The organism is Haloarcula ordinaria (assembly GCF_029338275.1).
GTDB lineage: Archaea > Halobacteriota > Halobacteria > Halobacteriales > Haloarculaceae > Haloarcula > Haloarcula ordinaria.
Genome location: NZ_CP119789.1, coordinates 113,719 through 137,986, shown reverse-complemented (window position 1 = coordinate 137,986; position 24,268 = coordinate 113,719). Strand labels below are relative to the sequence as shown.

The following is a 24,268-nucleotide window of genomic DNA, read 5'->3' as shown; positions in this document are numbered from 1 at the left end:
ATGAACTGCGATGGACAATCCCACAGACGCCAGAACGGTATCGGTTATTCAACCACCTGCCGAAGGGTATACACGCCGGACAGTTACTGTCGATTTCCTTTATTTGGACAACGAATCTTGCGAGCGATGTATGGGGACTGAAGATGCACTCCAAGCGGCGCTCGAACGGATCGAATCGATTTTCGAATCGCTGAATGTCGGCATTACTGTCAGAGATATTCATGTCTCGACGCTGGATGCCGCTGAAGCGACCCAACTGGCCGTGTCGCCGACGATTCGTATCAACGGCCGGGATATCCAGCCCGACTATATTGAAAACACCTGCGACTCGTGTGGGGACCTCTGTGCGTGTGAGGGTGACGTCGATTGCCGTCTCTGGCGGTACCGCGGGAAGGAACACTCGACAGCGCCTATTGGACTTATTGTCGAGTCGTTGGTACAAGCTATTACATCGAATGGGACAGGACCTAGTGAATCACTCGAGAACCGGGCCAATCAGCTTTCGTCGAATGTCCGGGACTTTTTCGAAGGGTCGGGTAGCGACGATTTGGACTGTGGGTGTGGCTGCTAAGTTACGAGTCGTTGTAATCGTGGTTTGAGCCAGTACTGACTTGTGGCTCAAGGAAACAACCAATCCCGGAAGTCAGAGCGACTCTCGTCAGAACCAGTGAGGCGTGAACACTTTACATCACTTCGCCCGTCCACTGACCGGCTGATTCATCTAAGTCGATGCGATACCAACGATGGCCGACTGTTGCATAGAACCTCTGTATCTCGCAGGTCGCTTCTGACAGAGATCGGGTGAATCCTATCGATTGTGCTGAATACAGTGCGCACAGTCAGCACTGATTATCGATTCAATAGTCAGTGGAGTGCTTCGAGATATCGGATATTTCGGGAAATCTGAATCCAGTCACCCACTTCGAGGGAGTTCTCTGCCTCTGAGGGATCGAACAGAATCGTGCCTACACCAACGTCCAGAACGCCCCGGCTACTGTCGAGGTCACGATTGATCTCGGTCACCTGACCCTGAAAGACTGGCTGATCCTCATCATCAAATACGACTCTGCTTTCGTTCTCGTCGAATTCGGCCACATTCGCCAAGAAAACGAACAGCTCGATTGATAGGCTCATCCCAACGTGTTCTAAGTTGAGAAGCGTCCTATGGTCGTAAATCTCGAAGTGCGTACTATCTGCCAGGGAAACGACTGCATCCTGTGTATAGACCTGTCCCTCATAGACTGCAGATGGATGAATCGCCTGAATCTCAAGCGGGAGTGAGGCGGAAACCATTTTATTCAGATGAGGCATCCGGTAATCGGATATCTGGATGAACGCGCTTCTTAGGAACCATCTCGTTGCGCCACGTTAAGCCAGTTCTGTCACCCGTACCAAAATTATCTGACGAAGATCCCATGAACAAGGGCTTGCTGACTCCATCCTCTGTATCTCGCACGCCGATACTGGCAGGCACTGAGTAGTTCGCCAAGACTCTGCTGCAGAGAGACTGAGCCCGCCCAAGGCCAGTAGTCGTAAGGACAGTTAGAACACGCCAGCAGTTGCAACTCGCTACGGTCGGGTGCAGCAGTCAGCAGGCGTCTGTGGTGGCCGTTGCGTTCGGCTCCTCGTCGGTTGCCCACGCTGGTCGCTCGAGGAGAGGGGGAGTCGCGTCGAAAGTAAACGTCGTTCGTGACCCTGTCGAGCCGGAGTACAGCACCCTGGATAGCACGTAGTGAGCATACGTCTCGCCTCGTGTCACCGTCCACGAGACGTTCGCCGAGGTGACTGCCCCCGTCTCGTCATCAGCACGGACGGCCCCAGAGACGCCGGTGAGTCGGTACACGACGCTGCCCTCGTACCAGCCGGGTTGTGGCTCGTACGTCGTCACGCCCGCCGAATTCGTCTCTGTCACCTCGTACGCAGCGACCCAGAGGTTATTGACGAAGACCGATGCCGTTCCCGACACGGGCTCTGACGAGGGGTTCGTCTCGGACTTGCTGATGAACGTCACGCAGTTCCCGTCCCGGGATTCACGGAGGATGGTCTGGTCTTCGTTCTCGGTGAGTTGCGCTCGACGCTCCTCGGCGGCATCGGCGCCCTCGACTGTGAACCGTCGGTACACCCCACCCTTCGAAGACCGATACTCCTCGTAAACGACACCGTCATCGACCACCCGTTGGTACCATGCACCATCGGCGGTCACGGCGCCATCGAACGCGAGTCGTGTCTCATCCTCGACGACGATACGACCCGTCGCGCTGAACGCATCTGTCTCGCCCACGGTGAAACGTTCGCCGGACGGGTTCGTGCCGTGTGGCGAGGCCGTGGTAAAAGGATAGACGACAGATAGGACGAGTCCGAGACACACAATTGCGAGCATCCCGATTATGAGGCGTGCTGTACGTTGCCGCATCCTTGTTCGCACAGGTTACCAATCGATAGCCGATAAATAGCGTGGTTCGTACCTGTGTATATTCTTCGAGAGGAGACACGGCCGTAGAACCCGCGTACAGTGCCTGCAGCGCGAGTCGTACATACTATATGTTGTCTGGATACACTCTCTGTATCGCTTACACTGGTACTGACAGACACTGAGTAGGTGGAATTGCTGCATACAGCGCGCGAGTCGGTCACCCGCGTCGACACCACAATGTTTTGATTCGTCGAGGGCGACGTGACTGCCCTTCCGCTCGCCGACGACGGGTTCGATATCGCCTCCTCCGAGTGGGTGTTCCAGATGGTCGAACGCCTCGACCGGGCACTCGCCGAAGGGGACTATTTCGATACCGGCCCTCGGAAGATACGGATCGACGAGGACTACGACTCGACGTTGACCGTCTTCGACCGCACGGTCGCAGACCTCCACGACGCGCTCGTCGACGCCGGATTCGAGGTTCGATGCCTCATCGAACATAGGCGTGCCGAAGTCGAGGAGACCCAGCCGGCGGACAGCGACCTGCCCGAGATACTGTGGGACGTACCCGAGAGCGTTCGGTTCTGGGCGGTCGTACGGTGATCCGGACGCCAATCGAACGAGAGCCGATTGCTGCATCTATCCTCTGTATCGGTCACGTCGCTTCTGACAACACCTGAGTAGATTTCGGCGACCGTGCTGCATGCGGGGTGCGGTTCCCTCTTCTATGAGCAGATGACTGATGGGCGAAGTCTTTTGTTTGAATTGATACACGCAACGTATATGCTGTCGAACCCTATCGGTCCACAGACATGTTCAGCATGACTGCCGAACTCAGCGACGGAACCACAATCAGAGACGTACAGGAAGTCGTCGAAGGTTCGAACGGCGTGCACTTGAAAAAGGAGGTCGAAGGGGGAGATGTGAAACGAGTAGCGTACATCCCCTACCCTCAACTCGTCCACGTGTCCCCGGATAGTTAATCGCGAGTCACACACCGGCACCTCACGAACCAGAACCAATCCCTACTGAATGTATCCTCTGTATTCAGCAGTTCCTGATTTGGTGTATTGACGATACGTAGCCTTACAATCTTCAGTAGGAGTGTTCTCTTGGTGGATGACAGATAACTACCACCAATCGAACGAGTGGGCCGAACAGCACAGACAGTCATTGATCACGCTGCATACCCACGAGGATGTACTCACGGATCGCGAGTTCGAACTCCTACTGGAAGCTTGTAGTTCACTGACGGAGCCGCGAGATATCCTCACTGTCTCCGCGCGACTGCTGCCAGTTACCAGGCATATCAAGGAGTCGCACCCGTTCCGCTCTAGGCGCTGATGGGCTGGAGCGATCTGGCGACCGCTCAAAAATACATCCGGATCTCCGGGAGAGCCACTGCCGACGCTCTCCGGTAAGTCCATCACCGGTAAACGAATCGAAATAGCTGTTGCCACAGTCTGTAAACCTACGCCTGACAGGTCCGATATGGTATTTCCGGACTATGCAAGATGGAGGGCGCGTATCTCGCACAGGACCAGTTTCAGATTGAACAGGCTTGATCGGCCAATATAGGTATTCAGATATCAGGGCCAAGTCTCTGAAATCAGTGCAGTCAGGAAAACAGCTGTTCCAACAACACCGAATAACAGCCCCACCAATGGATACGGAAAGACACCCTCAAAGAATACTACGAGAAGCAGTCCGACGAGTGTTAACTGGACGCCGAGAAGCTCACCCTCTGTCTTCTCCATAGCATTTTTTCCCTCTACCGACCAACAAAAGAGTTCGCACTATACACAGCGCGTATCTCGCAGGGCACATTGCTCACCAACCAATCACAGACTCAGTAGAGAGACAAGTGCGGTATCGCTATTCGTAGACCCCGCCGAGACTCGACATCGGTGTCGCACCGGCCACGATTGCGCCCGTCGCCAAGATCGCGGCCGAAAGCACGACGAACTCCCCGCTCGGTGAGTAACCGGCCAGCCCTGCGCCGGCCTGGACGATGAACACAGTTATGAAGAAACTGACTATCGCAAACACCAACATCACGATTGCCGCGATGATACTACTCACTAACGCGCCGAAGGAATCAAGAAATCCCATATCCACTCGTGGGAGTGCCGGCCGACGGATAAGGATTCGTTTTGGCTGCCCACGACAGACGCCACGAGCGAACGGCTGTTCTTCGAATTAGGCGTCGTCTGCGGTTATCTCTTCGAGTGCCGCCTCGAAATGCGCTTGCGTCAGTACGATATCCTCGACAGCCGTCGGTTCGTCACCGGACTGGGACCGGACGTGCTCACGAACGGCAGCAGTGGCCGCGCCGCGACACAGTGCGGCCACATCGGCACCCACCAGGCCATCCATGTCAGCAGCAAGTTGGTCGAGATCGACATCGTCGGCCAGTGGCCGCTTGCGGGTATGGATCGTCAGAATCTCACGTCGAGTTGCCTCGTCAGGCGCACCGACCTCGATCTTCCGCTCGATTCGGCCCGCACGGGTGAGCGCGTCGTCGATGAGGTCTGGCCGGTTCGTAGCCGCGATAACGACCACATCCTCCAACTCTTCCAGCCCGTCGAGTTCAGTCAGCAACTGCGAAACCACGCGCTCACCGACCTGATTGTCTCCGCTACCGCTGCCACGCTTGCTTGCGATGGCGTCGATTTCGTCGAAGAAGATGACGGTGGGGGCATTCGAGCGAGCCTTCTCGAAGATTTCCCGGACCCCCTTCTCGCTTTCGCCGACGTACTTGTCGAATAGTTCCGGCCCCTTCACCGAGATGAAGTTCGACTGGGCTTCGTTCGCGACAGCCTTCGCCAAGAGTGTCTTCCCCGTGCCGGGCGGCCCATGCAACAGAATCCCTTTTGTCGACTGGAGGTCGACCTGCTTGTACGCATCCGGATAGGCGAGAGGCCACTCGATGGCCTCCTGCAGTCGCTCCTTGGTCTCAGCGAGACCACCCACGTCGTCCCACGTGACATCGGGTTTCTCGACGAACACTTCGCGAAGTGCGCTGGGGTCAATCTCCCGGAGCGCCGACCGGAAATCCTTCTCGGTTACTTCCAGCCTTTCGAGCGTCTCGGCGCTAATCTCGTCGCCTTCCAGGTCAAGGTCCGGACGGACGCGACGGAGCGCGTTCATCGCCGCCTCGCGGACGAGGCTTTCGAGGTCTGCGCCCACGAAGCCGTGCGTGTTGTCGGCGTACTGCTGGAGATCGACGTCGTCGGCGATAGGCATCTCTCGGGTGTGGATCTGGAGGACCTCGTGTCGGCCCGTGGTATCAGGGGCGCCGATTTCGATCTCGCGGTCAAACCGGCCGCCACGTCGGAGCGCGTTGTCGATCGAATCGACACGGTTGGTCGTCCCGATGACCGTCACTTGACCGCGGTCTTCCAGCCCGTCCATCAGGGAGAGCAACTGCGCTACCACTCGGCGCTCGACCTCACCCTGCGTATCATCTCGCTTCGGGGCGATGGAGTCGATTTCGTCGATGAAGATTATCGACGGCTCGTTTTCGCCAGCCTCCTCGAAGACCTCACGGAGTCGCTCCTCGCTTTCGCCGTGGTATTTCGACATGATTTCCGGGCCGGAAATCGTCGAGAAGTTGGCGTCTATTTCGTTGGCGACTGCCTTCGCTATCAACGTTTTGCCGGTCCCGGGCGGGCCGTGGAGCAAAACGCCCTGCGGTGGTTCGATACCGAGTGCCTGAAACAGCTCGGGATGGGTCATCGGCAGCTCTATCATTTCCCGAACTTGGTCGAGTTCGTCGTTGAGCCCCCCGACGTCTTCGTAGGTGACGCTTGGTGATTCTGGACTGTCAGCTGCCTCACCGGTCCGGTCGGCGCTGACAGATTCAGCGGACTGCTCGACGACCTCGACGGTGGTTGCTTGCGTGACGATTACGGTCCCCCCAGGGTCGCTGTCGACGATACGGATCGGAATGCGGCGGTTCGAGCGCCCCATCACAGAGCCGAGTCCGAGCGAGAGCGGGACGGTCTGTCCTGCCTGTACAGCTCGGTTGGCGAGCTTTTCGCGGAGATATGGCGCGAGGTCGCCACGGATTTGCAGGCCGTCAGGGAGTGCAATCGACAAGTGGCTTGCTGGCTCGACATCGGCTTCTTCGACAGAAACGATTCGGTCGAGTCGGGCACCGATTGTCTTGCGTGTTTGCCCGTCGATGCCGATGATGCCGCGCTGTCGCTCGCCGGCTTGTCCTTGCCTGACACGGACAACTGCAGTCCCGGTCTTTCCTTCGATAGTGACGAAATCGCCATTCTCGATGCCGGGCTCTGACATCGCTTCCCGGTCTATTGCTGCGATACCCTTCCCTGCAATTTGCCTGTCGAGTGGCTTAACAATGAGTCTCATGGGTGTGACCGTCCAGACTGCACTCGAGGAAAGATGGCCTTCCAAGTCATCGAGACGGATACAGAACTGGAGTTACTACGCATACCGGGTGACGGCGGAAATAAGTTGGTACGCAAAGTGAGCGGGTAGTTCAGTCATAAAGTGATGGAACCGACGTAGGAACGATGCTGAATGGAACCTCTATATCCCACACGTGGGGATTGTCAAAGATAGAGGGTTTCAATAACGCCGAACTCAAATAGCTTCTAAATAGTCTCGACGCTGGTCCGCCTTCTGGCGCTCAGTGCGCCGGTCGCAATGCTCCGCAAGCACGTCGAGTCACGTTCATCCGGTCGCTATCACCCGACGACCTGTGCGACGAGTCGCCACCCGAACCGAACACGTTCGGGGATAGCGATTGCCCGGTTCGACCGGCTAGTACCGCTATGAGCGCGGACGCGACGGTCATCGAACTCGACGTCAGGACCATCGACGGCGAACCGTTCCCCGAGATCGCCTCGGCGCTAGAAGCCCTCGACCGCGAGGAGACGCTCCGGCTCGTCGGCGCCTTCGAGCCGGTGCCCCTCTACGACGTGCTGGAAGCACGGGGGTTCACCTACGAGACGGAGCGAGTCGACACTGATACGTGGCATGTCACCATACGGCGTGAATGAGGCACACGGGTGACTCGCTCGCAACTCGTCGCTCGGGGGTCGCGGGGCTTCGTCGCCGCGAGCGCCGGGTTCTTCTTGGTCGTCCACGTCGCGATGCTGCTGGACGCCGGCCGGCGCGTGGTCGTCACGCTCGCGCTGTACGGCTTCGTGCTGCTGGTGCTGTTCGGGAAGGCCTACGCGCTGGTCCCGTCGTACTTCGACCGGTCGCTCGCGGTCCCGCACGCGCCGCTGGTCCAGCTCCCGCTCTCGGCCGCGGGCGTCGTCGGCCTGGCGCTCGCCCCCTTCGGTCCCGGGTGGGTCAGACCGCTGGGTGTGGGCCTGTGGGCCGCGGGTGTCGTCGTCTTCCTCGCGACGCTCGGGTGGACGCTCAGGGACAACCCGACCGGGCGGGAGACGGGGACCGGCGGGGCGACCGCTCACCGTGAACCGGTCGACAAGGCGGCCAACGCCGTCCTTCCCGTCGCCCTCGCGTATCTCGCGCTCGGGACCCTCGGCCATCTGTGGACGCTGGCCGGCGACTCGCCGCTCGCGACCATGCAGGTGTCGCACCTGCTCGCGGCCGGCACGGCGGCGCTGTTCGTCTTCGGCGTGGGCCTTCGTCTGCTCCCCCGGTTCCTCGTCGCGACCCCGCCGCGACCACTGGTCGCCGTCGTGCTCCCGACCGGGGCGGTCGGTCCCGCGTTGCTCGGATTCGGCCTGTTCGACCGGGGACTTTTGCTGGTCGGCGGCGCGCTCGAGACGCTTGCAGTCGGCGGGTTCGCGCTGGCGTACGTCGTCCTGTTCGTCCGCTCTGACCGCCGGCGCGTAGGTTTCTACGCGGTGCTGGCCGCCGTCCTCGCGGGCGTGGTGGGGGTCGCGCTGGCGCTCGTCGTCGCAGTCACCGGACGCGACCCGGCGCTGGTGACGGCGCACTACCGGACGATGTTGCTTGGGTTCCTCGGCCTGACCGTGGTCGGCGCGGCCTACCAGTTCTACCCGCCCGCGGTCGGTCAGGTGCCACTGGCGTCGGACCGGACGGCGCTCGGCTCTATCGCGCTGCTGACCGGTGGCCTCGGGATGCAGGTCGTGGGGCTATTCGGTGGGTGGGCGGCGCTCGGGACGGCTGGCGAGGCCGTCGCCCTCGGCGGTGTCGTCCTGTACGCGTGGCTTCTCTTCGGGGCATTCGCCCGACAGCGGGGCTGACCCGTTCACTCCTCGACGATAGTGCCGAGCAGTTTCGTCTCGGCGGCCGCGAGGTGCTCGGCGAACGTCGAGACGGTGATGTCGAGCGCCTCGGCCACCTCGCCGGCGTTCGCGCCCTTCGGATACTCGAAGTAGCCCATCTGGACGGCCGTCTCCAGCACCTCGCGCTGGCGGTCGGTGAGCTGGCCCCGGTCGACGAGCACCGAGTCCTCGCTGCCGGTGGTGCCCTCCTCCCGCAGCGAGCGCAGCGAGACGCCGTCGTAGAGTTCCCGCATGCGCGTGACGATGGCCCGAATCCGGTCGATGTCCGGCGCGTAGAAGGTAAGCAGCAGCTGGCCGTCCTCGGCCTCGACGTCCGCGATGGGACAGGCGAACTCCTCGATAGACTCACAGGGGCAGGTCCCGCCACGCTCGTCGAGTCGGTACCGACCGCCTCGGTCCGCGTCGAACACCCGCGTGACGTCCGTCCGGTCCTCGAGGGCCTCGGTCGTCTCGGTCACGGTGAACTCCTCGACTGCCGGGTCGTCGGTGCCCACAGTGCTCCGTGCGACGTCTGTCACCGCCGTCCCGGCCTCCGCCGAGACGCTCGATACCGGACACGCCCCACCCGAGTCGACCGCGAGCTCGACCCTGATTCCCGATGCACTCATACTGACGCGTTGACCAGGTCGGTACAAAATGGCCGTCGCCGGTTCCCGCGCAGTGAAAACGCTCCGGAGGCGGCGGGTGCCGGTCGAGACCCGTGGGGCACCACTCACGCTCGCGAGCAGCATTCTCAGCGTGGGTAGCGCCGGAAATCGATCGGTTCGTCTGCGTGAGTGCACGCGTCGCTGAGCGGGTCGCGGCAAGTCGAAGCGCGTAAGAATCCCCTCCGAGATTGTGACGACATATGAGCACCGACGCCGACGGCACACACGAGAACGCCGAGCAGGACGTCATCGCGGTCGACGCCGACGACAACGAGCAGGGGCTGGTCAACCGGCTCGAGGCCCACACCGGCGACGGGGTCCGCCACCGAGCGTTCACCGCGCTGCTGTTCGACGAGGACGACAACGTGCTGCTCGCCCAGCGTGCCGCCACCAAACGGCTGTGGGACACCCACTGGGACGGCACCGTCGCCTCCCACCCGGTCGAGGGCCAGACGCAGGTCGAGGCGACGCGGGAGCGACTCGACGACGAACTGGGTATCTCGCCCGACCAGTACAACGACCTCCGCGTCACCGACCGCTTCGAGTACAAGCGCTACTACGAGAACAGCGGCCTCGAATGGGAGGTCTGTGCGGTCCTGCAGGCGACGCTGACCGATACGACGCTCGACCCGAACCCGGAGGAGGTCGACGGCCTCATGTGGGTCCCCTACGACCGCCTGCGCGAGCACCCAGAATACTACCGCCAGCTCAGGCTCTGTCCCTGGTTCGAGATCGCGATGCGACGCGACGAAGAACGCTAACTGTTCTCCCGCGGGCCACGTCCCTGCCGCAGGGCCGCTGTCTGTCGCCGGCTCTCGGCGTCGGTCGCCGCTCGTTTCAGCCGGAGGTCGCTGCCGGGGGGTCGGCTCGGGGTAACTCGATCTCGACCGTCGTTCCCGGCCCGTCGACGAACGACATCGTCCCGCCGGCGTTCCGGACGACCCACTTCACGAGCCAGAGCCCGACCCCGGAGCCGTGCTGGAGCGGCGTCTCGTCGCCCGAGCGGATGACCTCGCGCTCGTGGTCGGCGATGCCCGGTCCGTCGTCGCTGACCCGGACCGTCACTCCCTCGGCCCCCCGTTCGACGGTGATGGTGACCGTCACCGGCCCGTCGGCGTGTTCGACGGCGTTGTCGACGAGCTCCTCGAAGGCGAGCGTCAGCGATGGACTGGCCAGGACGCCGACCGTGTCCGGACGCTCGACGACCACCTCTGCGTCGGAGTAGCGCTCTCGCGCCTCGGCGACCACGGGGTCGACGAGGGCCGTCAGGTCCAGCGGGCGGGCGTCCTCGGCGTCGAGCGCCTCGGAGACGGCACCGATCTTGTTGCTCCGCTCGACGACTGTATCGACCGTCGTGAGGATGCGGTCGATTCGCTCGCGGCCGCCCCCGTTGGTGTGGTCGGCGAGCAGGTCGGCGTTCCCCCGGACGACGTTCATCTCGTTGCGGATGTCGTGGCGCAGCAGGCGGTTCAGGACGGTGATACGTTGCTCGCGCTGGCGGCGCTCGGTCACGTCCCGAAGGCTGACGAGGTGCCCCGAGACTGCGCCGTAGGCACGGTACAGCGGCGTCACGCGGACGTCGTAGTAGCGGACCGCCCCGTTCCGTTCGAGGCGCGTCTCGGTGTGGGCCCGTTCGCCCGGGCCGGGGATGGTCGCGGCGAGCGCGGGGAGTTCGTTCCCGAGGAGCCGGCCCAGCAGCGCGACCGGCGAGACGTCGAACAGGTCGGCGGCGGCGTCGTTGACGTCGACGATGCGGCCGGCCTCGTCGACGATGACGACCCGGTCGTCCATCTCCTCGAGGATGGCCTCCCGGCCGAGATTGCGGGTGACCGGGGCGACGTCGAGCAGCTGGCCCTGGAGAATCGCGGCCGAGAGGACGACGCCCGAGACGATGTAGCCCAGGCTCGTCGGGTCGAACAGCGGCGGGGCCACCGAGAGCAGGTGGAGCGAGTGGGCGGCCATCGGGACGGTGATGACGACGATGAGCGCGACCCCCTGGCTCCGGAACAGCTGGTTCGTCTGGAGCATCAGCCGCAAGAGGAGCACGCCGCCGGCCAGCACCAGCACCAGGAGATACGCCAGGTGCGCCCAGCGCACCAGCCCCCATGTCGGGGAGAGCACGCTCAGTTCGCCGCGACTGACCGTCTCGGCGGCCCGCCAGACCAGCCCGTGGCCCGGGTTCGACCACACGAGCGTGACGAACACCGCCGGCTCGACCAGGAGCAGCGCCACCCGTCGCCGACTCAGCCAGTGGGGGTGGCCAGTGTACTCGAGGACGGCGACGAGCCAGGCGATGGGCACCACCACCGACAGCGTCAGCTGGACCTGGAGGAGCCATTGCATCGTCCCGAGGTCCTGGACGGCCAGTTCCAGGCCGTAGGCCACCGTCCACAGGCTCGCCGCGACGACGAACGTCGCCAGCGGGCCGGCACCGGGGCGGTCGCGGTGGAGCCACACCAGGAACGCGACGCCCATGCCGACGACGGACGCGAGCATGACGGCCGCGAGGGTCGTCAGGGCCATTCGCTTCGCTCTACCGTGACCGCTGTGATAAGGGTTCCTCGGCAATTACACCGCGTGAAAATCGCCTCATCCCGCCCGAGAGCGGAGCGCGGACCAGACGGCGATGGCAGCGAGCAGGAAGGCCGGTACGAGCGGCAGCGTCAGGTACGCCGCCCTGAGCGTCAGCCCGAGCGACGCGACGACGCCCTGGGCGGCCGGCAACAGGAGAATCGCGCCGGGGACGACCAGGAACGCGACGACGACCATCCCGACGAGCACCCAGCCCTGCCAGCCGAACTCCTCGCTCGTCTCGGCCTGTCGCGGCGGTTCCCCGCTCGGTCGGTGGACGTAGCCCTCGTCGTCGGCCTCGGGTTCGGCCGCTCGCTCGCGTCCGCCGGTCCCGGCGTCGGGGTCAGCCATCGCGCTCACCGTCCGCCCCAGTGGCGCGGGTCCAGACCTGCTCGTGGGGGACCGCGGCGGCGCCGCCGGTCGTCCGGCCACGGTCCGCGTCCTGGACTCTCTGCATACCACGCTGTCGGGACAGCGAGCGCAAAACGCTGGCGGTCCCCGCTCTCACTCGGTTGGCTGCTCCCCGATGTCGAGCAGCGTGGTCCTGTGGCCGTGGTCGGCGTCGTGGCCGTCCTGCTCGCTTCGCGCGTCGGTTCGCTCCGCGTATATCGCCTCGAAAGCGCACTCCCTGCACACCAGATGATACGGTCCGCCCATGGTGGCCGAAATTTCCGGCCAATATGGTTTAAAATTTTCCGAATCGAACTCAGTTCAGATCTCTCCAGTCCGCCATTCGAGCGCCCTCCGGCGCTATCGGGGCCGTCGTGGTATCCCCGGCACAGACAGGCCAACAGAACTCCGTCGTCCTCAGCCGCGCGTTATCTCTATCAGCCCGCGCTTGACCGCGTCCATGAACTGGTCGTCGAGCGACATCCCGTCCCACTCCTCGGGACGCTCCTCGTCGGGAATCGCCGTCAGCGACTCGAGCAGTGACTTGTGGACGAACCGACCGTGTTCCCCACACTCGGCACAGGTCCGGATGAGCGACTTGACTGCGAACTCCCGTTCGACGGTCGCCTCGCATCTGGCACAGACGTACGTCTCGGACACGCCCCCCTCTACGAGCCCCTGCTATTCGGGTGTTGTGACTCGCGGGCGTCGCTGGCGGTCCCTGATAGAGCGGTTGCGGGATGGCACCAGCAGGAGAGAAGAGAACGCGGCTCGGCGTCTGGCCGGACTCAGTCCCACTTCGCGCCGGGGTTGGTCACCGCCCCAGTTCCACCTTTTTTCGTCGGGGTGTTCGCTCCGCTCACACCCGCTCGGAAAAACCTGGGAGAAAAACGCGAATCGCCTGCGATTCGCGTGAAACCGCGCCTCCGGCGCGGCACAGTCAGTTCAATCCCACTTCGCGCCGGGATTCGTCACCGCGCCGTTGGCCGCAGAGCCGAACGCCTGCTCGTACTTCGCCAGCACGCCGTTCGTGTACGGCGGGTCCGGTTCGTCACGCTCCTCGAGGCGCTGCTCGATTTCCTCGTCGGAGAGGTCGACCGCGAGCGTCCGGTCGGGGATGTCGACGGTGACGTGGTCGCCGTCCTGCAGGGCGCCGATGGGCCCGCCGACGTAGGCTTCGGGGGCGACGTGGCCGATCATCGGGCCGCGGGTCGCGCCGGAGAAGCGACCGTCGGTCAGCAGCGCCACGTCGTCCTCGTGGCCCGCGCCGACGACCGCCGCCGTCACGCCGAGCATCTCGCGCATCCCGGGGCCGCCGCGTGGCCCCTCGTTGCGGATGACGATGACGTCGCCAGACTCGATCTCGCCGGTCTGAACGTACTCCATGGCGTCCTCCTCGCCTTCGAAGACGCGGGCGGGCCCCTCGTGGTGGAAGGCGTCGTCGCCGGTCACCTTCAGGACGCCGCCGTCGGGCGCGAGGTTGCCGGTGAGAATCTTGATGGCTCCCTCTGCCTGGTAGGGGTCGTCGACGGTGTACAGGTAGTCCTCGTCGATGGTGTCGTCGTCGGGGAGTTCGCCCTGCTCTTCGAGGTGAGCGAGTTCCTCCGCGATGGTCCGGCCGGTGACGGTCATGGCGTCGCCGTGGAGCAGGCCCGCTTCGAGCAGGCGACGGACGACCACGGGAACGCCGCCGACCTCGAAGAGGTCGTTCATCACGCGGGTGCCGCCGGGCTGGAGGTTCGCGATCTTCGGGGTCCGCCGGGAGATCTCGTCGAACTCCTCGATAGAGAGGTCGATGTCGGCCTCCGCGGCGAGTGCGAGCAGGTGCAGGACGGCGTTCGTCGAGCCGCCGATGGCGACCTGCAGGGCGATGGCGTTCTCGAACGATTTCTTGGAGAGGATGTCGGAGGGCTTGCGGTCGTTCTCGATGGCGTCCAGCACGAGGTCGCCCGCGCGTTCGGCCACCTCGTAGCGCTCCTCGTGTTCCGCCGGCGGGGCAGCCGACCCCAGCGGGGCCAGCCCCAGCGCCTCGGAGATGGAGGCCATCGTGTTGGCGGTGAACATCCCGCCACAGGAGCCCGCGCCGGGGCAGGCGTGGCGTTCCATCTCGTCGAGTTCGTCCTCGCTCATCTCGCCTTCGGCGACGGCGCCGACGCCCTCGAAGACGTTCTGGATGGTCACCTCGCGGCCGTCGTGCTCGCCGGGCATGATGGAGCCGCCGTAGAGGAAGACGCTGGGGAGGTCGGTGCGGATGGACGCCATCATCATCCCCGGCAGGTTCTTGTCACAGCCGGCGACGGTGACGAGGCCGTCCATCCGCTCGCCGAAGGCCACCAGTTCGACGGAGTCGGCGATGACCTCACGCGAGATGAGGCTGGCTTTCATCCCCTCGGTCCCCATCGAGATGGCGTCGGAGATGGTGATGGTCCCGAACTCGATGGGCATCCCGCCGTTGTCGTCGACGCCGTCGTACGCAGCGTCGGCCACGTCGTCTAAGTGTACGTTACACGGGGTGATGTCGGCCGCCGGGTTGGCGAGGCCGACCATCGGCGAGGAGAGGTCCTCGTCGTCGTACCCCATCGCGCGGAACATCGCTCGGTGCGGGGCGCGTTCGGTCCCCTCGGTCACGTCGTTGCTCGGGAGGTCCGGGTCCTTCCCCGGACGTTCGCGGCCGTCCTGCTGGCTCATACTCGGCAGTTGCCGTCGGGGACCTTAAGAACACGGACTACCGTGTTCGGCCGGGACTCACCCCCTCGGTCTGGCCGCCGTCGACGGCGGACTGCAAGGCGCTACCTTGATTTCCAGGGCTCTCGAACCGGCGCGTATGGCGACGGTCACGACCGCTGCGCGGCTCCACTTCGGCTTCCAGAACCTCGCGCTGGCTCACGAGCGGTTGTACGGCGGCGTCGGTCTGGCGCTCGAGGAGCCACGCCTCGTCGTCGAGGCCGAACGCGCCGACAACGTGGTCTGTGCCGACCAGTCCGCTACCCCGTACGTCGAACGGGCCGTCGAGGTGCTGGGCGTCCCCGGGGCCAGAGTCACCGTCCGCGAGCGGTATCCGCGCCACGTCGGCCTCGGGAGCGGGACGCAGCTCGCGCTCGCCGCCGTCGTCGCCGTCGGTCGAGCGTACGGCCGCGAAGTCGACGTTCGCGAGCTGGCCCCCGCGCTCGGCCGCGGCGGCCGGAGCGGCGTCGGCGTCGCCACCTTCGAACACGGCGGGTTCGTCGCCGACGGCGGCCATCCGACCGAGCGTTTCACCGCCGAACCGCCGGCCGAGGGCGACTGGGCGGTTCCGCCGGTCATCGCCCATCACGACCTGCCGACCGACTGGCGCTTCGTCCTCGTGGTTCCCGACGCCGACCCCGGACAGAGCGGGGCCGACGAGGACCGGAGCATGCGCCAGGCCGTCGAGCGGGCCGACCCCGGCATCGCCGACGAGATAGCGACGCTCCTCACCAGACAGCTGCTCCCGGCCGTCGCGACGGGGGACCGTCGCGGGTTCGGCCATGCGGCGGCCCGGCTCGGCCGACTCAACGGAGCCTGGTACGCCGACGAGCAGGGCGGGGTCTACCGCCCGCCCGCCGGCGAACTGGTCGAGCGACTCGGTGACGAACCACGGGTAACCGGCGCTGGCCAGTCCTCGTGGGGCCCGGCCGTCTGGGGGCTCACCGACGTAGATAGCGCGTCTGCGGCCCGTGACGCCGGTCAAGCGGCGCTCGATTCGGCCGGCGTCGACGGCCACGTCCAGGTCGTCGCCCCCCGGAACCGCGGTGCGCGTGTCAGCGAGTGAGCACGCAGGCCAAGCGTTTATACACTCGTGAAGGTGAGTGAACGTATGGACCGACTCCCGTTCGGGGTCCAGCAACTCGACTCGGTCATCCAGGGTGGTGCACCGGTCGGTAGCGTCGTCTTGCTCTCTGGTGAGGCCGGTGCGGGGTCCCGGGAGTTCATGCACACGAGCGCGGTGATGAACGCGCTGGGCCGCGTCGACGAGGACCTGTTCGACCTGCACTACGGGTCGCTGGCGGCCGACGCCGTCCTGCCCGACGAGGTCCACTACCTCTCCTTTACCGCGAGTGAGGCACAGCTGGGTGCCGAATTACGGATGGAGATGGACGACGAGCTCGTCGCCGCCGGGATGGACGGGTTCGAGTTCCACGAACTGTCGGAGCGGTACTTCCACATGAGCCCGGTGCCCCGCCAGTGGTACGCCAACCAGACGCCCAACATCAAGGACCTGCGGGCGCGCCACGAGCGAACCGACCTGCTCGGAGCGTTCGGGATGAAGCTCAGTGAGATCGCGCCCGACAACCTCGTGGTCATCGACTCGCTCTCGGACCTCGTGAGCGCGATGGGCGAGGACGTCGACTGGACGGACATCACGTTCCTCGTCTCCGGCCTGCAGAAGGCCGCCTTCGACTGGGGTGGCCTCATCCTGCTGCACGTCAACCCCCAGACGCTCTCCGGTATCAGGCACGGGCAGCTCTCGGACGCCGCCCACGGGACCCTCGAGTTCGCGTGGGCCTCCGGCGGGTCCACCAGAGCGCGGACGCTGGTCGTCAAGCAGTTCCGAGGTGTCCTCTCACAGATCGAGGAGGAGAACATCGTCCAGTTCGAGACGGAACTGGGCGACGCGGGGTTCGACATCAGCGACGTCCGCAAGATACGGTAGCCGAAGCCACCGCTCCGTGACCGAGTCTCGCTCGCTGAAATCGGCGGCAAACGCTTATCTGTTTGCTACAAGTAGGTGACCGGTAATGGCGAGTGAGCCGACCGAGGAGGGGGTGGTCACCGTCGACGTGCCGGAGGGGCTCGACGAGTGGCTTGACGAGCAAGCCGCCGAGCTCGGCGTCTCTCGCGACGTTCTCGTGACACAACTACTGGCGTCCTATCGAGCCACCGTCGAACTCGAGGGTGACCAGCCGCTGTCGTCGGTCGTCGGGTTCGACGTAGAGGCGGCCGTCGACGACTCCATGGGGGACCGAATCGACGCCGCGGCCGCCGCATCCGTCGACGAGCAACTCGACGCCGCCGTCAGCGACCGCCTCCCGGACCTCGCCGACGCCGTCGAGAGCCGTCTCGACGACCGATTCGAGCAGGTCGAGGCAGAGTTCAAGGCGAAGCTCGACGACGTCCGCGAGCGGGTCATCCAACTGAAACGGGAGCTCGAAACAAAGGCTGACGAAGACCACGACCACGAGGCGCTCGAAGAGGTCGAAGACGAGGTCCAGGACCTTTCGGAGACCGTCGAGTCGCTGCGTTCGAATCTCGACGAACAGATCTCGGAGGTAGAGGCCAACCTCTGGGACCTCGAAACGCAGTTCGACGAGACCGAAGACCGCCTCGAACGGGTCGCGTGGGTCGTCAGCGACCTCCGTAAGGACACCAGTGGCAAGGACGCACACCAGAAAGCCGTCGAGCGAATCAAGCGCGCGGCGGCCCAGGAGAACATCTCGACGGCGACCTGCGAGAACTGCTCTGAGAGTGTGGACATCAGCCTGCTGACCGACCCGGAGTGTCCACACTGCAGCACGACCGTCTCTGACGTCCGCCCCGAGGGTGGCATCTTCCGCAAGAAAGCGCGCTTAGTGACAGCCGCACAGCTCGAGGCCGGCGACACAGATGAGTGACGACGACCCCTTCGAGGAGTTCGAGCCGGTCGACGACCGCGAGGGAGACCCGTTCGAGGCGTTAGAGGGCCCTGACGCCTCCGACGACACCGAGGCAGCGAAGGATTCGACGGACGGTGAGCGCGCCGCATCGCCGACCGATGTCGATTCGTCCGACGCGGCAATGGACCCGTTCGCGGAGCTGGGGCCAGACGAGGGCGACCCCCTTGGCGACGAGCACGACGCCGACGACCCGTTCACCGACATGGAGGGCCGTGAGGGCGACCCCTTCGGCGGTGGCGACAGCGTCTTCGAGCACGTCGACGTCGACACCATCGACGCCGACACCGTGTGGGCCGACCTCACCGGCGACGGCGACGCGTCCGAGTCCGCCGGTGAGTCGCGCTACGCCGAGGTGTCGAAACACCGCTACTGCGAGCAGTGCGAGCACTTCTCCAGCCCGCCGGACGTCCACTGTACCAACGACGAAGCCGAGATTCTGGAGTTCACCGACATGGAGCACGTCCGCCTGCTGGACTGTCCCGTCGTCGCCGAGCAGCGCCAGCTCGCCGACGATGGGTAACGGTTTTTGGGCCAGCCACCGCACACTTCGCTATGCAGTTCTGCGACGACTGCGGGTCGATGATGCACGGGGACGGTGACGAGATGGTCTGTCAGTCCTGTGGGGCCCGGGTAGAGAAGGACGCCGACCGGGCCGCCGCGTTCGTCACGACGGACGAGCAGAGTGACGACGACGTCATCGAGACGGAGGAAGGCGCCAACTTCGAGGGCAAACCCACCGCCAACGACGTGACGTGTGACGAGTGTGGGCACGGCGCGGCGTGGTACACCATCAAGCAGACCGGGTCGGCCGACGAACCGCCGACGCGCTTCTTCAAGTGCCAGGACTGTGGCCACCGCTGGCGAGAGTACAACTAATCCGCGGTCGGGGGCGAGCCGACTGGACCGAGTGAGAGGACGCTCAAAACCCGTTCGAAGCCTACTGAAGGCTCTTACACAGTCAGTGTCAACTCGTGGGTATGAAACGTCGCCGCCTGCTCGCGCTGTGTGGGTCCCTCCTCGCGACGGCGGGCTGTGTCTCGACGCCCGCCGAACCACGCGACGAGACCGGCACCGAGACGCCAGTACCGCCACCCGACAGTCCCACCGACGAGGGGACCGGCACGCGAACTGACTTCGGCACCGTCTCTGTCGAGTCGGCTACCGTCCAGCAGGGCGTCGTCGGGCCCGACAGCCCCGACTCCATCGGCGTCTACGACGAGGCCGAGCAGTATCTCGTCGTGATTGTCGCCGTCGACGGGCCGGCACCAGAGCCCGAGCGGTTCGCTCTGAAGGCCGACGGCGACGCCGTCAACCCGGACACGCTCGTCGACGGGCTCTACCGCGACGGGCAATGGGCCGTGCGCTACGGTCAGGGGGGTGGCCCGCTCGTCTTCCCGTTGCCGGCGACCGTTCCAGCCGAGTCCGTTCGCCTCGAGTGGCCCGGTGGGTCGTGGTCGCCGCCCGAGCCGATTCGCCACCGCCTGGCCGCGCGACCCCCCGGCTTCGCCGTCTCGATGGACGGGCCGTCGCAGGTCGAGCCCGACGACGACCCGAAGGTATCCGTGGTCGTGACCAACGTCGGCGAAGTCGCCGGTCGGTTCGTCCTCGCGCTGAACCGGTCGGGCCCGCGCGTGGCCTACACGCCGGTCGCGCGGCTCACCGGCGTCCTGGACCCCGGTGAGTCCTGGCAGCGGACCTTCGACGCGGAGAGCCCGTACGTCGCCGACCCGCCGCGCCGGGCGACCTATCTGCTCGACGCACCGGGCGACCGCCAGGACACGACGGTGACCCTCTCGCCGACCGACGCCTCGACCGAATCGGCTAGTGAGACCGGGACTATGGTCGAGTGAGGCCGGCGACGAGGCGAGAATAGCCTATATGAGAACCCACGCAGCGACGACCAGCACCGCGCCGATGACCGTCGACCCGACGCCGTGGGTCCGCAGCTCGTCGAGGAGGTCGTGGGAGTGTTCGTGCAGCGAACACGCTTCGTCGATCTCGCTGCCGGCCTCGCAGTTCGGGAGGAAGTCCATCGCGACGTGGAGGAAGATCCCGGCGGCGAAGCCGAAGACGACGGCGTTGACCGCGGGTGCCTCGGGAACCGGGAGGAGCGCCATCGGGATGGCCGTGAGGCCGACGCCGGCGGCGGGGAGCAACAGGCCGGTCGTCGACTTGCCGTTCCGCGCCAGCCTGCGGGCGGCAGCGTAGCCCGCGGGTCCCTTGTGCGAGACGATGGCGAGGCCCAGCAAGACCCCAAGCGACGGCATCGAGGCGTAGACGAGGCCGATGATGAGCCCCGCGGAGAGCGCGTGGGCGGAGATGGCTGCCGTCGTCGTGTCGATGCCGGTGTCCAGGTGAGTCAGGCGGTGGCCGATGGTGTGGGTGCCGTACCCGGCGACGACGCCGAGTGCGATACCGATGCCGCCGATTCGGGGGGTCCCCGCGGCCGCCCCCAGGCCCATCGCCTGCGGGACGAGGAACATCGCGGCCGAGGTTATCATCGCCCCGCTCGCGAGGCCGTAGCCCCAGACCAGGCGGTGGGGGCTCGTGCTGTCGGCGTTCGCGCCGAGCCACGCGCCCAGCGCCATCGCCGCGAAGGCCACCCAGGCGATGACGAGGACTTTCTCGGCCCCGGCCGCGACGGCGAACGCCGACAGCGCTACGAGTCCGACGACGCTGGCGACGCCGACCAGGGATATCTGCCGGCTGTTATTAAAAACAGCAACTCCATTATTAGCCATTGTTCGTTATGAGCGCTAGTCTTACTAATAAATCCGTCGGTGCGGCCTACCGCGTGGCCGACCGGAACTCGCTCCAGGTGAGGATCTGGCCGTTCAGTTCGTCGGCCGAGAGGTCCTGCAGGGCCCAGCGGACCATCTCGGCCACCGTCTGTGGGTCTCGGCCGCCGTCGCCCGAGAGGTCCGTCGACACCTGTCCGGGGTCGACTGCGCCGATGGGGACCGCCAGGTCGACGGCGAACCCGCGGACGATAGCCTCCGCCGCGGCCTTCGAGACCGCGTACGACCCGTACCCGGGGAAGCCCTCGCGTGCGACAGCGCCCGTCGGGACGACGATGCGCGCGTCCGCTGCCATGTGGGGGACCGCTTCGCGGACGGTGGCGAACACGCCGCGCGCGTTCGTCCGCATGTGGTCATCGAACGCCGCGTACGACTCCTCGGACAGCGGCGTCTCGCCGGGGTTGCCGTGATAGATACCGGCGTTCGGGACGAGCGCGTCTATCGTGCCGCCGACCTTGGCCGCGCGCTCGACCAGTCGCTCGACGTCGAACTGGTCCCGGACGTCGGCCCGGACTGCCGTCACCGCGCCGCCCTCGGCTTCGATGTCGTCGGCGACAGCCTGGATATCGTCGGCGTTCCGCGCACAGACGACGACGTGGACGCCAGCCGCGGCCAGTGTCCGCGCCACCGCCTCGCCAATGCCTCTGCTAGCGCCGGTGACGACAGCAGTGCTGCTTCCCATGGCAGTAGTAACGGCCGCAGATAATTTCAGGCTTTCCCGCCGTCCGACATCGTCGCTACTCGACACGGTATCGGTGCCAGACTGCAATGAGACGGCGCGTTCGCACGGCGTGGGCGGCCCCGTCGGCTGGCTGCTTACTCGCCTTGCGCGGAAGCGATGGACACGTTCTGCTGGTGGTCGACGGTGACGGTCGCGTCGCGGTGGCGGAACTCGACTTGCCCGTCGGACGACGCCAGGAACCGGTCGAGGGACTCCGGGTCGATACTCTCGTAGAGCGGCGGGTGGATGTCGAGTTTCCGGGCACCGTACCAGTCGGCCAGTGCGTCGAGGACCGCCATACTCGCGGATGGAGCGGGCTCTGCGTCGGGTCGCCGCACCACGCCGCTCTCGTCGGTTGCTCGCTGGTCCGTCCAAGCACTGGCGTCGACGACCTCCCGTTCCGCCAGTTCCGACTGCTCGTCGTCCGTATGCCCTACCTGTTCGTCTCTGCTTGGATATTCCCTTGACATTCGTAGAACTGTACGCTAGAGTGACGTATCTTAATGTTGCCGACATACTCCTGCATTTATATACGAACCGGGCCCTGACATAGCACGTCACGGGTACCAGAGATGCTGATAACCGACCTCACCATCGCACACCCCATCCTCGGTGCGTCGCTCCACCGTCTCTCGGGCATCGAGCTCGAATGGCAGGAGACCTACACACAGCAGGACCGACCGACTCAGATGCTGTTCTGGGTCGAGGGCGACTCGTTCGATGCCGTCGAGTCGGCCATCGCCGAGGCGACGATGGTCGAGAACCCGACCGTGTTCGCGCAACTGGACGACCGTCGGCTCTATCGCGTCGACTTCAACGATGAGGGGAGTTCGGTCAATCTGATGGGCGAGTTCATGCAGGTCGGCGCTGTCCTGGAGGCCGCTCGCGGTGACGACGAGGGTTGGCACTGCCGGATCCGGTTCCCGGCCCGCGAGGCCTACCACCACGTCTACGACTTCTGTACGTCACACGACATCACAGTCCACATCGACCGAGTGTGGGAACGACGGGCCGGCGAACCCGGCGACGGACTGGCGCTGACCGACGCCCAGCGCGAGACGCTCATCGCCGCCGTCGAGAGCGGATATCTCGACATCCCCCGGGGCTGTTCGCTCGAAGAGCTGGGCGAGCAACTGGGTATCTCCCGGAGTGCGACCTCCGAGCGGTTCCGTCGCGGGGTGAAGAACCTCGTCCTGGAGTCGCTCTGACCCGGACCCTGGTCCGACACCCCGTCGCGGTGCGTGTACGCCGGTGTCACACCAACCCAGTATGGCGCGCCTTTATTGTCCTTGCAGGTCGGATATCTCGGTAATGAATCACCTCTCCGACGTGGACGTGCTCGTCGTCGGCGGTGGGTTCGGCGGTCTCTCCGCTGCCTGCTACCTCGCCGACGCCGGCGCGGACGTCCACCTCCTCGAGAAAAACGAGCAGCTCGGGGGCCGCGCCTCCCGACTCGAGGCCGATGGTTTCCGCTTCGATATGGGTCCGTCGTGGTATCTGATGCCCGACGTCTTCGAGCGCTTCTTCGCGTACTTCGGTCGGGAACCGAGCGACTACTACGACCTCCAGCGGCTGGACCCCCACTACCGCATCTTCTTCAAGGACGGCGACCGACTCGACGTCAACGGCGACCACGACGAGATGCGCGAGAAGTTCGAGGCCTACGAACCCGGGGCCGGTCAGGCCTTCGACGACTACCTCGCGACGAGCGAGCGCCACTACGAGACGGCGATGAACAAGTTCGTCTACGAGGACCGCTCCAGTCTGCGTGACTGGGTCGACCTGGACGTGATGACCGCCGCACCGGTCGGCCTGCAGCTCATCGGCTCGATGCAGGGCCACGTCGAGGACTACTTCGAGCACCCGAAGCTCCAGCAGATCATGCAGTACACGCTCGTGTTCCTCGGTGGCTCCCCGAAGAACACGCCGGCGCTGTACAACATGATGAGCCACGTCGACTTCAACCTCGGCGTCTACTACCCCGAAGGCGGTATCGGGGCCGTCGTCGACGCACTGGTCGAACTAGGCGAGGAGATGGGCGCCACCTACCAGACCGACGCCGAGGTCGACGAAATCGACCGCCGACGCGACGGCTTCCTCGTCGAGACGGTCGACGGCGAGCAGTTCGACCCCGACCGGGTGGTCGTGAACGCCGACTACGGCCACGCCGAACAGGAACTGTTGCCCGAACACGAACGGCAGTACGACGAGGACTACTGGGACAGTCGGACCTACGCCCCCTCTGCCTTCCTCCTCTACATGGGCGTCGAGGGCGACGTCGACCCGCTGGCTCACCACACGCTCGTCCTCCCGACCGACTGGGAGCCACACTTCGATGCTATCTTCGAGGACCCGGCCTGGCCAGACAACCCGGCGTACTACTGCTGTGTCCCCTCCGAGACGGACGACACCGTCGCCCCCGAGGGCCACTCGAACCTCTTCGTCCTGGTCCCCATCGCATCCGGTCTGCACGACGGCGACGCCATCCGCGAGGAGTACCGCGAGAAGGTGCTCGCCGATATCGCCGCCAACACCGGCGTCGACCTGCGTGACCGCATCGTCTTCGAGAAGCAGTTCGCCGTCTCGGACTTCGGCGAGCGCTACAACGCCAGCGAGGGCACGGCACTCGGACTGGCCCACACGCTCCGCCAGACGGCGCTCCTGCGCCCGAACAACCGCTCGTCGGCCGTCGACGGCCTCTACTTCACCGGGTCGTTCACGACGCCAGGCATCGGGATGCCGATGTGCCTCATCAGCGGCGAACACACCGCCGAGGCGCTCATCGAGGACGTCGACTGACCC

The 24,268-nt window shown here is 64.9% G+C and carries 27 protein-coding genes and 1 pseudogene; 14 read left to right on the top strand and 14 right to left on the bottom strand.

Annotated features, from left to right (window positions below):
* Nucleotides 1-10: 10 nt before the first annotated feature.
* Nucleotides 11-571: a DUF2703 domain-containing protein gene (locus tag P1L41_RS18540; RefSeq protein WP_379788264.1), complete on the top strand. Its 561-nt coding sequence runs from the start codon at nt 11-13 to the stop codon at nt 569-571.
* A 293-nt stretch (nt 572-864) separates the two neighbouring features.
* Here P1L41_RS18540 and P1L41_RS00735 read toward each other — a convergent pair whose 3' ends face one another.
* Together P1L41_RS00735 and P1L41_RS00730 are read right to left on the bottom strand one after the other, a co-directional pair.
* Nucleotides 865-1,293 carry a hypothetical protein gene (locus tag P1L41_RS00735; protein ID WP_276296973.1) on the bottom strand — a complete coding sequence of 143 codons (429 nt, stop codon included), beginning with the start codon at nt 1,291-1,293 and terminating at the stop codon, nt 865-867.
* A 295-nt stretch (nt 1,294-1,588) separates the two neighbouring features.
* Nucleotides 1,589-2,281, bottom strand: coding sequence for a hypothetical protein (locus P1L41_RS00730; RefSeq protein ID WP_276296972.1), 693 nt, complete (start codon nt 2,279-2,281; stop codon nt 1,589-1,591).
* 390 nt (nt 2,282-2,671) lie between these two features.
* On the opposite strand from P1L41_RS00730, the pseudogene P1L41_RS00725 reads away from it, so the two are divergent.
* Both P1L41_RS00725 and P1L41_RS00720 read left to right on the top strand, forming a co-directional pair.
* Nucleotides 2,672-3,016 (top strand): annotated as a pseudogene (locus tag P1L41_RS00725) (class I SAM-dependent methyltransferase); the annotation flags it as partial.
* Nucleotides 3,017-3,225: 209 nt separating this feature from the next.
* On the top strand, nt 3,226-3,396 hold the full coding sequence (locus P1L41_RS00720; RefSeq protein ID WP_276296970.1) for a hypothetical protein: 171 nt from the start codon (nt 3,226-3,228) through the stop codon (nt 3,394-3,396).
* Nucleotides 3,397-4,002: 606 nt separating this feature from the next.
* On the opposite strand, the gene P1L41_RS00715 is transcribed toward P1L41_RS00720, so the two are convergent.
* From P1L41_RS00715 to P1L41_RS00705, 3 genes are all read right to left on the bottom strand, one after another.
* Nucleotides 4,003-4,170, bottom strand: a complete 168-nt coding sequence (locus tag P1L41_RS00715) for a hypothetical protein (protein WP_276296969.1) — start codon at nt 4,168-4,170, stop codon at nt 4,003-4,005.
* A 118-nt stretch (nt 4,171-4,288) separates the two neighbouring features.
* Nucleotides 4,289-4,525, bottom strand: coding sequence for a hypothetical protein (locus tag P1L41_RS00710; protein WP_276296968.1), 237 nt, complete (start codon nt 4,523-4,525; stop codon nt 4,289-4,291).
* 87 nt (nt 4,526-4,612) lie between these two features.
* Nucleotides 4,613-6,790: a CDC48 family AAA ATPase gene (locus P1L41_RS00705; RefSeq protein WP_276296967.1), complete on the bottom strand. Its 2,178-nt coding sequence runs from the start codon at nt 6,788-6,790 to the stop codon at nt 4,613-4,615.
* Nucleotides 6,791-7,215: 425 nt separating this feature from the next.
* On the opposite strand from P1L41_RS00705, the gene P1L41_RS00700 reads away from it, so the two are divergent.
* Together P1L41_RS00700 and P1L41_RS00695 are read left to right on the top strand one after the other, a co-directional pair.
* Entirely contained in the window at nt 7,216-7,443 is a 228-nt protein-coding gene (locus tag P1L41_RS00700; RefSeq protein ID WP_276296966.1) for a DUF2249 domain-containing protein, read from the top strand.
* A 93-nt stretch (nt 7,444-7,536) separates the two neighbouring features.
* A complete protein-coding gene (locus tag P1L41_RS00695) occupies nt 7,537-8,625 on the top strand; it encodes a hypothetical protein (RefSeq protein ID WP_379789126.1) in 1,089 nt (362 codons plus the stop codon).
* A 5-nt stretch (nt 8,626-8,630) separates the two neighbouring features.
* On the opposite strand, the gene P1L41_RS00690 is transcribed toward P1L41_RS00695, so the two are convergent.
* Nucleotides 8,631-9,275: a helix-turn-helix domain-containing protein gene (locus P1L41_RS00690; protein ID WP_276296964.1), complete on the bottom strand. Its 645-nt coding sequence runs from the start codon at nt 9,273-9,275 to the stop codon at nt 8,631-8,633.
* Between the two features lie 239 nt (nt 9,276-9,514).
* Here P1L41_RS00690 and P1L41_RS00685 point away from each other — a divergent pair, with 239 nt between their 5' ends.
* A complete protein-coding gene (locus P1L41_RS00685) occupies nt 9,515-10,075 on the top strand; it encodes an NUDIX hydrolase (protein ID WP_276296963.1) in 561 nt (186 codons plus the stop codon).
* A gap of 76 nt (nt 10,076-10,151) precedes the next feature.
* Here P1L41_RS00685 and P1L41_RS00680 read toward each other — a convergent pair whose 3' ends face one another.
* The 5 genes from P1L41_RS00680 to ilvD form a co-directional block, all read right to left on the bottom strand.
* Complete coding sequence (locus P1L41_RS00680) at nt 10,152-11,837, bottom strand: sensor histidine kinase (protein WP_276296962.1); 1,686 nt, start codon at nt 11,835-11,837, stop codon at nt 10,152-10,154.
* 66 nt (nt 11,838-11,903) lie between these two features.
* Entirely contained in the window at nt 11,904-12,236 is a 333-nt protein-coding gene (locus P1L41_RS00675) for a DUF7977 family protein (protein WP_276296961.1), read from the bottom strand.
* Between the two features lie 153 nt (nt 12,237-12,389).
* The gene (locus P1L41_RS00670; RefSeq protein WP_276296960.1) at nt 12,390-12,542 is read right to left on the bottom strand and encodes a hypothetical protein; all 153 of its coding nucleotides are present in this window, start codon (nt 12,540-12,542) and stop codon (nt 12,390-12,392) included.
* Nucleotides 12,543-12,692: 150 nt separating this feature from the next.
* The gene (locus tag P1L41_RS00665; protein WP_276296959.1) at nt 12,693-12,935 is read right to left on the bottom strand and encodes a hypothetical protein; all 243 of its coding nucleotides are present in this window, start codon (nt 12,933-12,935) and stop codon (nt 12,693-12,695) included.
* A gap of 285 nt (nt 12,936-13,220) precedes the next feature.
* Entirely contained in the window at nt 13,221-14,963 is a 1,743-nt protein-coding gene (gene ilvD, locus P1L41_RS00660) for a dihydroxy-acid dehydratase (RefSeq protein WP_276296958.1), read from the bottom strand.
* 136 nt (nt 14,964-15,099) lie between these two features.
* Here ilvD and P1L41_RS00655 point away from each other — a divergent pair, with 136 nt between their 5' ends.
* The 6 genes from P1L41_RS00655 (at nt 15,100) to P1L41_RS00630 (ending at nt 19,797) form a co-directional block, all read left to right on the top strand.
* On the top strand, nt 15,100-16,065 hold the full coding sequence (locus P1L41_RS00655) for a beta-ribofuranosylaminobenzene 5'-phosphate synthase family protein (protein WP_276296957.1): 966 nt from the start codon (nt 15,100-15,102) through the stop codon (nt 16,063-16,065).
* A gap of 45 nt (nt 16,066-16,110) precedes the next feature.
* Nucleotides 16,111-16,947, top strand: a complete 837-nt coding sequence (locus tag P1L41_RS00650; protein ID WP_276296956.1) for an RAD55 family ATPase — start codon at nt 16,111-16,113, stop codon at nt 16,945-16,947.
* An 85-nt stretch (nt 16,948-17,032) separates the two neighbouring features.
* Entirely contained in the window at nt 17,033-17,905 is an 873-nt protein-coding gene (locus tag P1L41_RS00645) for a hypothetical protein (protein WP_276296955.1), read from the top strand.
* The gene (locus P1L41_RS00640; protein ID WP_276296954.1) at nt 17,898-18,467 is read left to right on the top strand and encodes a DUF8135 domain-containing protein; all 570 of its coding nucleotides are present in this window, start codon (nt 17,898-17,900) and stop codon (nt 18,465-18,467) included. The genes P1L41_RS00645 and P1L41_RS00640 overlap by 8 nt, the downstream gene beginning before the upstream one ends.
* Before the next feature lie 32 nt (nt 18,468-18,499).
* Nucleotides 18,500-18,823, top strand: coding sequence for a transcription factor S (locus P1L41_RS00635; RefSeq protein WP_276296953.1), 324 nt, complete (start codon nt 18,500-18,502; stop codon nt 18,821-18,823).
* A gap of 101 nt (nt 18,824-18,924) precedes the next feature.
* On the top strand, nt 18,925-19,797 hold the full coding sequence (locus P1L41_RS00630; protein ID WP_276296952.1) for a hypothetical protein: 873 nt from the start codon (nt 18,925-18,927) through the stop codon (nt 19,795-19,797).
* Between the two features lie 24 nt (nt 19,798-19,821).
* On the opposite strand, the gene P1L41_RS00625 is transcribed toward P1L41_RS00630, so the two are convergent.
* The 3 genes from P1L41_RS00625 to P1L41_RS00615 all read right to left on the bottom strand — a co-directional run bounded on the left by P1L41_RS00625 (nt 19,822) and on the right by P1L41_RS00615 (nt 21,936).
* Nucleotides 19,822-20,688: a ZIP family metal transporter gene (locus tag P1L41_RS00625; protein WP_276296951.1), complete on the bottom strand. Its 867-nt coding sequence runs from the start codon at nt 20,686-20,688 to the stop codon at nt 19,822-19,824.
* A gap of 46 nt (nt 20,689-20,734) precedes the next feature.
* Complete coding sequence (locus P1L41_RS00620) at nt 20,735-21,427, bottom strand: SDR family NAD(P)-dependent oxidoreductase (RefSeq protein ID WP_276296950.1); 693 nt, start codon at nt 21,425-21,427, stop codon at nt 20,735-20,737.
* A gap of 134 nt (nt 21,428-21,561) precedes the next feature.
* Nucleotides 21,562-21,936, bottom strand: coding sequence for a HalOD1 output domain-containing protein (locus P1L41_RS00615; protein ID WP_276296949.1), 375 nt, complete (start codon nt 21,934-21,936; stop codon nt 21,562-21,564).
* 102 nt (nt 21,937-22,038) lie between these two features.
* Between P1L41_RS00615 and P1L41_RS00610 the strand changes: the two genes are divergently transcribed.
* Together P1L41_RS00610 and crtD are read left to right on the top strand one after the other, a co-directional pair.
* Nucleotides 22,039-22,674 carry a helix-turn-helix domain-containing protein gene (locus P1L41_RS00610; RefSeq protein ID WP_276296948.1) on the top strand — a complete coding sequence of 212 codons (636 nt, stop codon included), beginning with the start codon at nt 22,039-22,041 and terminating at the stop codon, nt 22,672-22,674.
* A 103-nt stretch (nt 22,675-22,777) separates the two neighbouring features.
* On the top strand, nt 22,778-24,265 hold the full coding sequence (crtD, locus tag P1L41_RS00605) for a carotenoid 3,4-desaturase (RefSeq protein ID WP_276296947.1): 1,488 nt from the start codon (nt 22,778-22,780) through the stop codon (nt 24,263-24,265).
* Nucleotides 24,266-24,268: the final 3 nt, after the last annotated feature.

What these genes read in the sequence shown, in the direction of transcription:
- crtD (WP_276296947.1), top strand. Translation starts at nt 22,778, where the DNA reads ATGAATCACCTCTCCGACGTGGACGTGCTCGTCGTCGGCGGTGGGTTC.
- P1L41_RS00715 (WP_276296969.1), bottom strand. Translation starts at nt 4,170, where the DNA reads ATGGAGAAGACAGAGGGTGAGCTTCTCGGCGTCCAGTTAACACTCGTC.
- P1L41_RS00735 (WP_276296973.1), bottom strand. Translation starts at nt 1,293, where the DNA reads ATGGTTTCCGCCTCACTCCCGCTTGAGATTCAGGCGATTCATCCATCT.
- P1L41_RS00700 (WP_276296966.1), top strand. Translation starts at nt 7,216, where the DNA reads ATGAGCGCGGACGCGACGGTCATCGAACTCGACGTCAGGACCATCGAC.
- P1L41_RS00670 (WP_276296960.1), bottom strand. Translation starts at nt 12,542, where the DNA reads ATGGGCGGACCGTATCATCTGGTGTGCAGGGAGTGCGCTTTCGAGGCG.
- P1L41_RS00720 (WP_276296970.1), top strand. Translation starts at nt 3,226, where the DNA reads ATGTTCAGCATGACTGCCGAACTCAGCGACGGAACCACAATCAGAGAC.
- P1L41_RS00630 (WP_276296952.1), top strand. Translation starts at nt 18,925, where the DNA reads ATGAAACGTCGCCGCCTGCTCGCGCTGTGTGGGTCCCTCCTCGCGACG.
- P1L41_RS00610 (WP_276296948.1), top strand. Translation starts at nt 22,039, where the DNA reads ATGCTGATAACCGACCTCACCATCGCACACCCCATCCTCGGTGCGTCG.
- P1L41_RS18540 (WP_379788264.1), top strand. Translation starts at nt 11, where the DNA reads ATGGACAATCCCACAGACGCCAGAACGGTATCGGTTATTCAACCACCT.
- P1L41_RS00685 (WP_276296963.1), top strand. Translation starts at nt 9,515, where the DNA reads ATGAGCACCGACGCCGACGGCACACACGAGAACGCCGAGCAGGACGTC.
- P1L41_RS00640 (WP_276296954.1), top strand. Translation starts at nt 17,898, where the DNA reads ATGAGTGACGACGACCCCTTCGAGGAGTTCGAGCCGGTCGACGACCGC.
- P1L41_RS00625 (WP_276296951.1), bottom strand. Translation starts at nt 20,688, where the DNA reads ATGGCTAATAATGGAGTTGCTGTTTTTAATAACAGCCGGCAGATATCC.
- P1L41_RS00620 (WP_276296950.1), bottom strand. Translation starts at nt 21,427, where the DNA reads ATGGGAAGCAGCACTGCTGTCGTCACCGGCGCTAGCAGAGGCATTGGC.
- P1L41_RS00705 (WP_276296967.1), bottom strand. Translation starts at nt 6,790, where the DNA reads ATGAGACTCATTGTTAAGCCACTCGACAGGCAAATTGCAGGGAAGGGT.
- P1L41_RS00675 (WP_276296961.1), bottom strand. Translation starts at nt 12,236, where the DNA reads ATGGCTGACCCCGACGCCGGGACCGGCGGACGCGAGCGAGCGGCCGAA.
- P1L41_RS00615 (WP_276296949.1), bottom strand. Translation starts at nt 21,936, where the DNA reads ATGTCAAGGGAATATCCAAGCAGAGACGAACAGGTAGGGCATACGGAC.
- P1L41_RS00645 (WP_276296955.1), top strand. Translation starts at nt 17,033, where the DNA reads ATGGCGAGTGAGCCGACCGAGGAGGGGGTGGTCACCGTCGACGTGCCG.
- P1L41_RS00655 (WP_276296957.1), top strand. Translation starts at nt 15,100, where the DNA reads ATGGCGACGGTCACGACCGCTGCGCGGCTCCACTTCGGCTTCCAGAAC.
- P1L41_RS00635 (WP_276296953.1), top strand. Translation starts at nt 18,500, where the DNA reads ATGCAGTTCTGCGACGACTGCGGGTCGATGATGCACGGGGACGGTGAC.
- P1L41_RS00690 (WP_276296964.1), bottom strand. Translation starts at nt 9,275, where the DNA reads ATGAGTGCATCGGGAATCAGGGTCGAGCTCGCGGTCGACTCGGGTGGG.
- P1L41_RS00650 (WP_276296956.1), top strand. Translation starts at nt 16,111, where the DNA reads ATGGACCGACTCCCGTTCGGGGTCCAGCAACTCGACTCGGTCATCCAG.
- ilvD (WP_276296958.1), bottom strand. Translation starts at nt 14,963, where the DNA reads ATGAGCCAGCAGGACGGCCGCGAACGTCCGGGGAAGGACCCGGACCTC.
- P1L41_RS00695 (WP_379789126.1), top strand. Translation starts at nt 7,537, where the DNA reads ATGCTGCTGGACGCCGGCCGGCGCGTGGTCGTCACGCTCGCGCTGTAC.
- P1L41_RS00710 (WP_276296968.1), bottom strand. Translation starts at nt 4,525, where the DNA reads ATGGGATTTCTTGATTCCTTCGGCGCGTTAGTGAGTAGTATCATCGCG.
- P1L41_RS00680 (WP_276296962.1), bottom strand. Translation starts at nt 11,837, where the DNA reads ATGGCCCTGACGACCCTCGCGGCCGTCATGCTCGCGTCCGTCGTCGGC.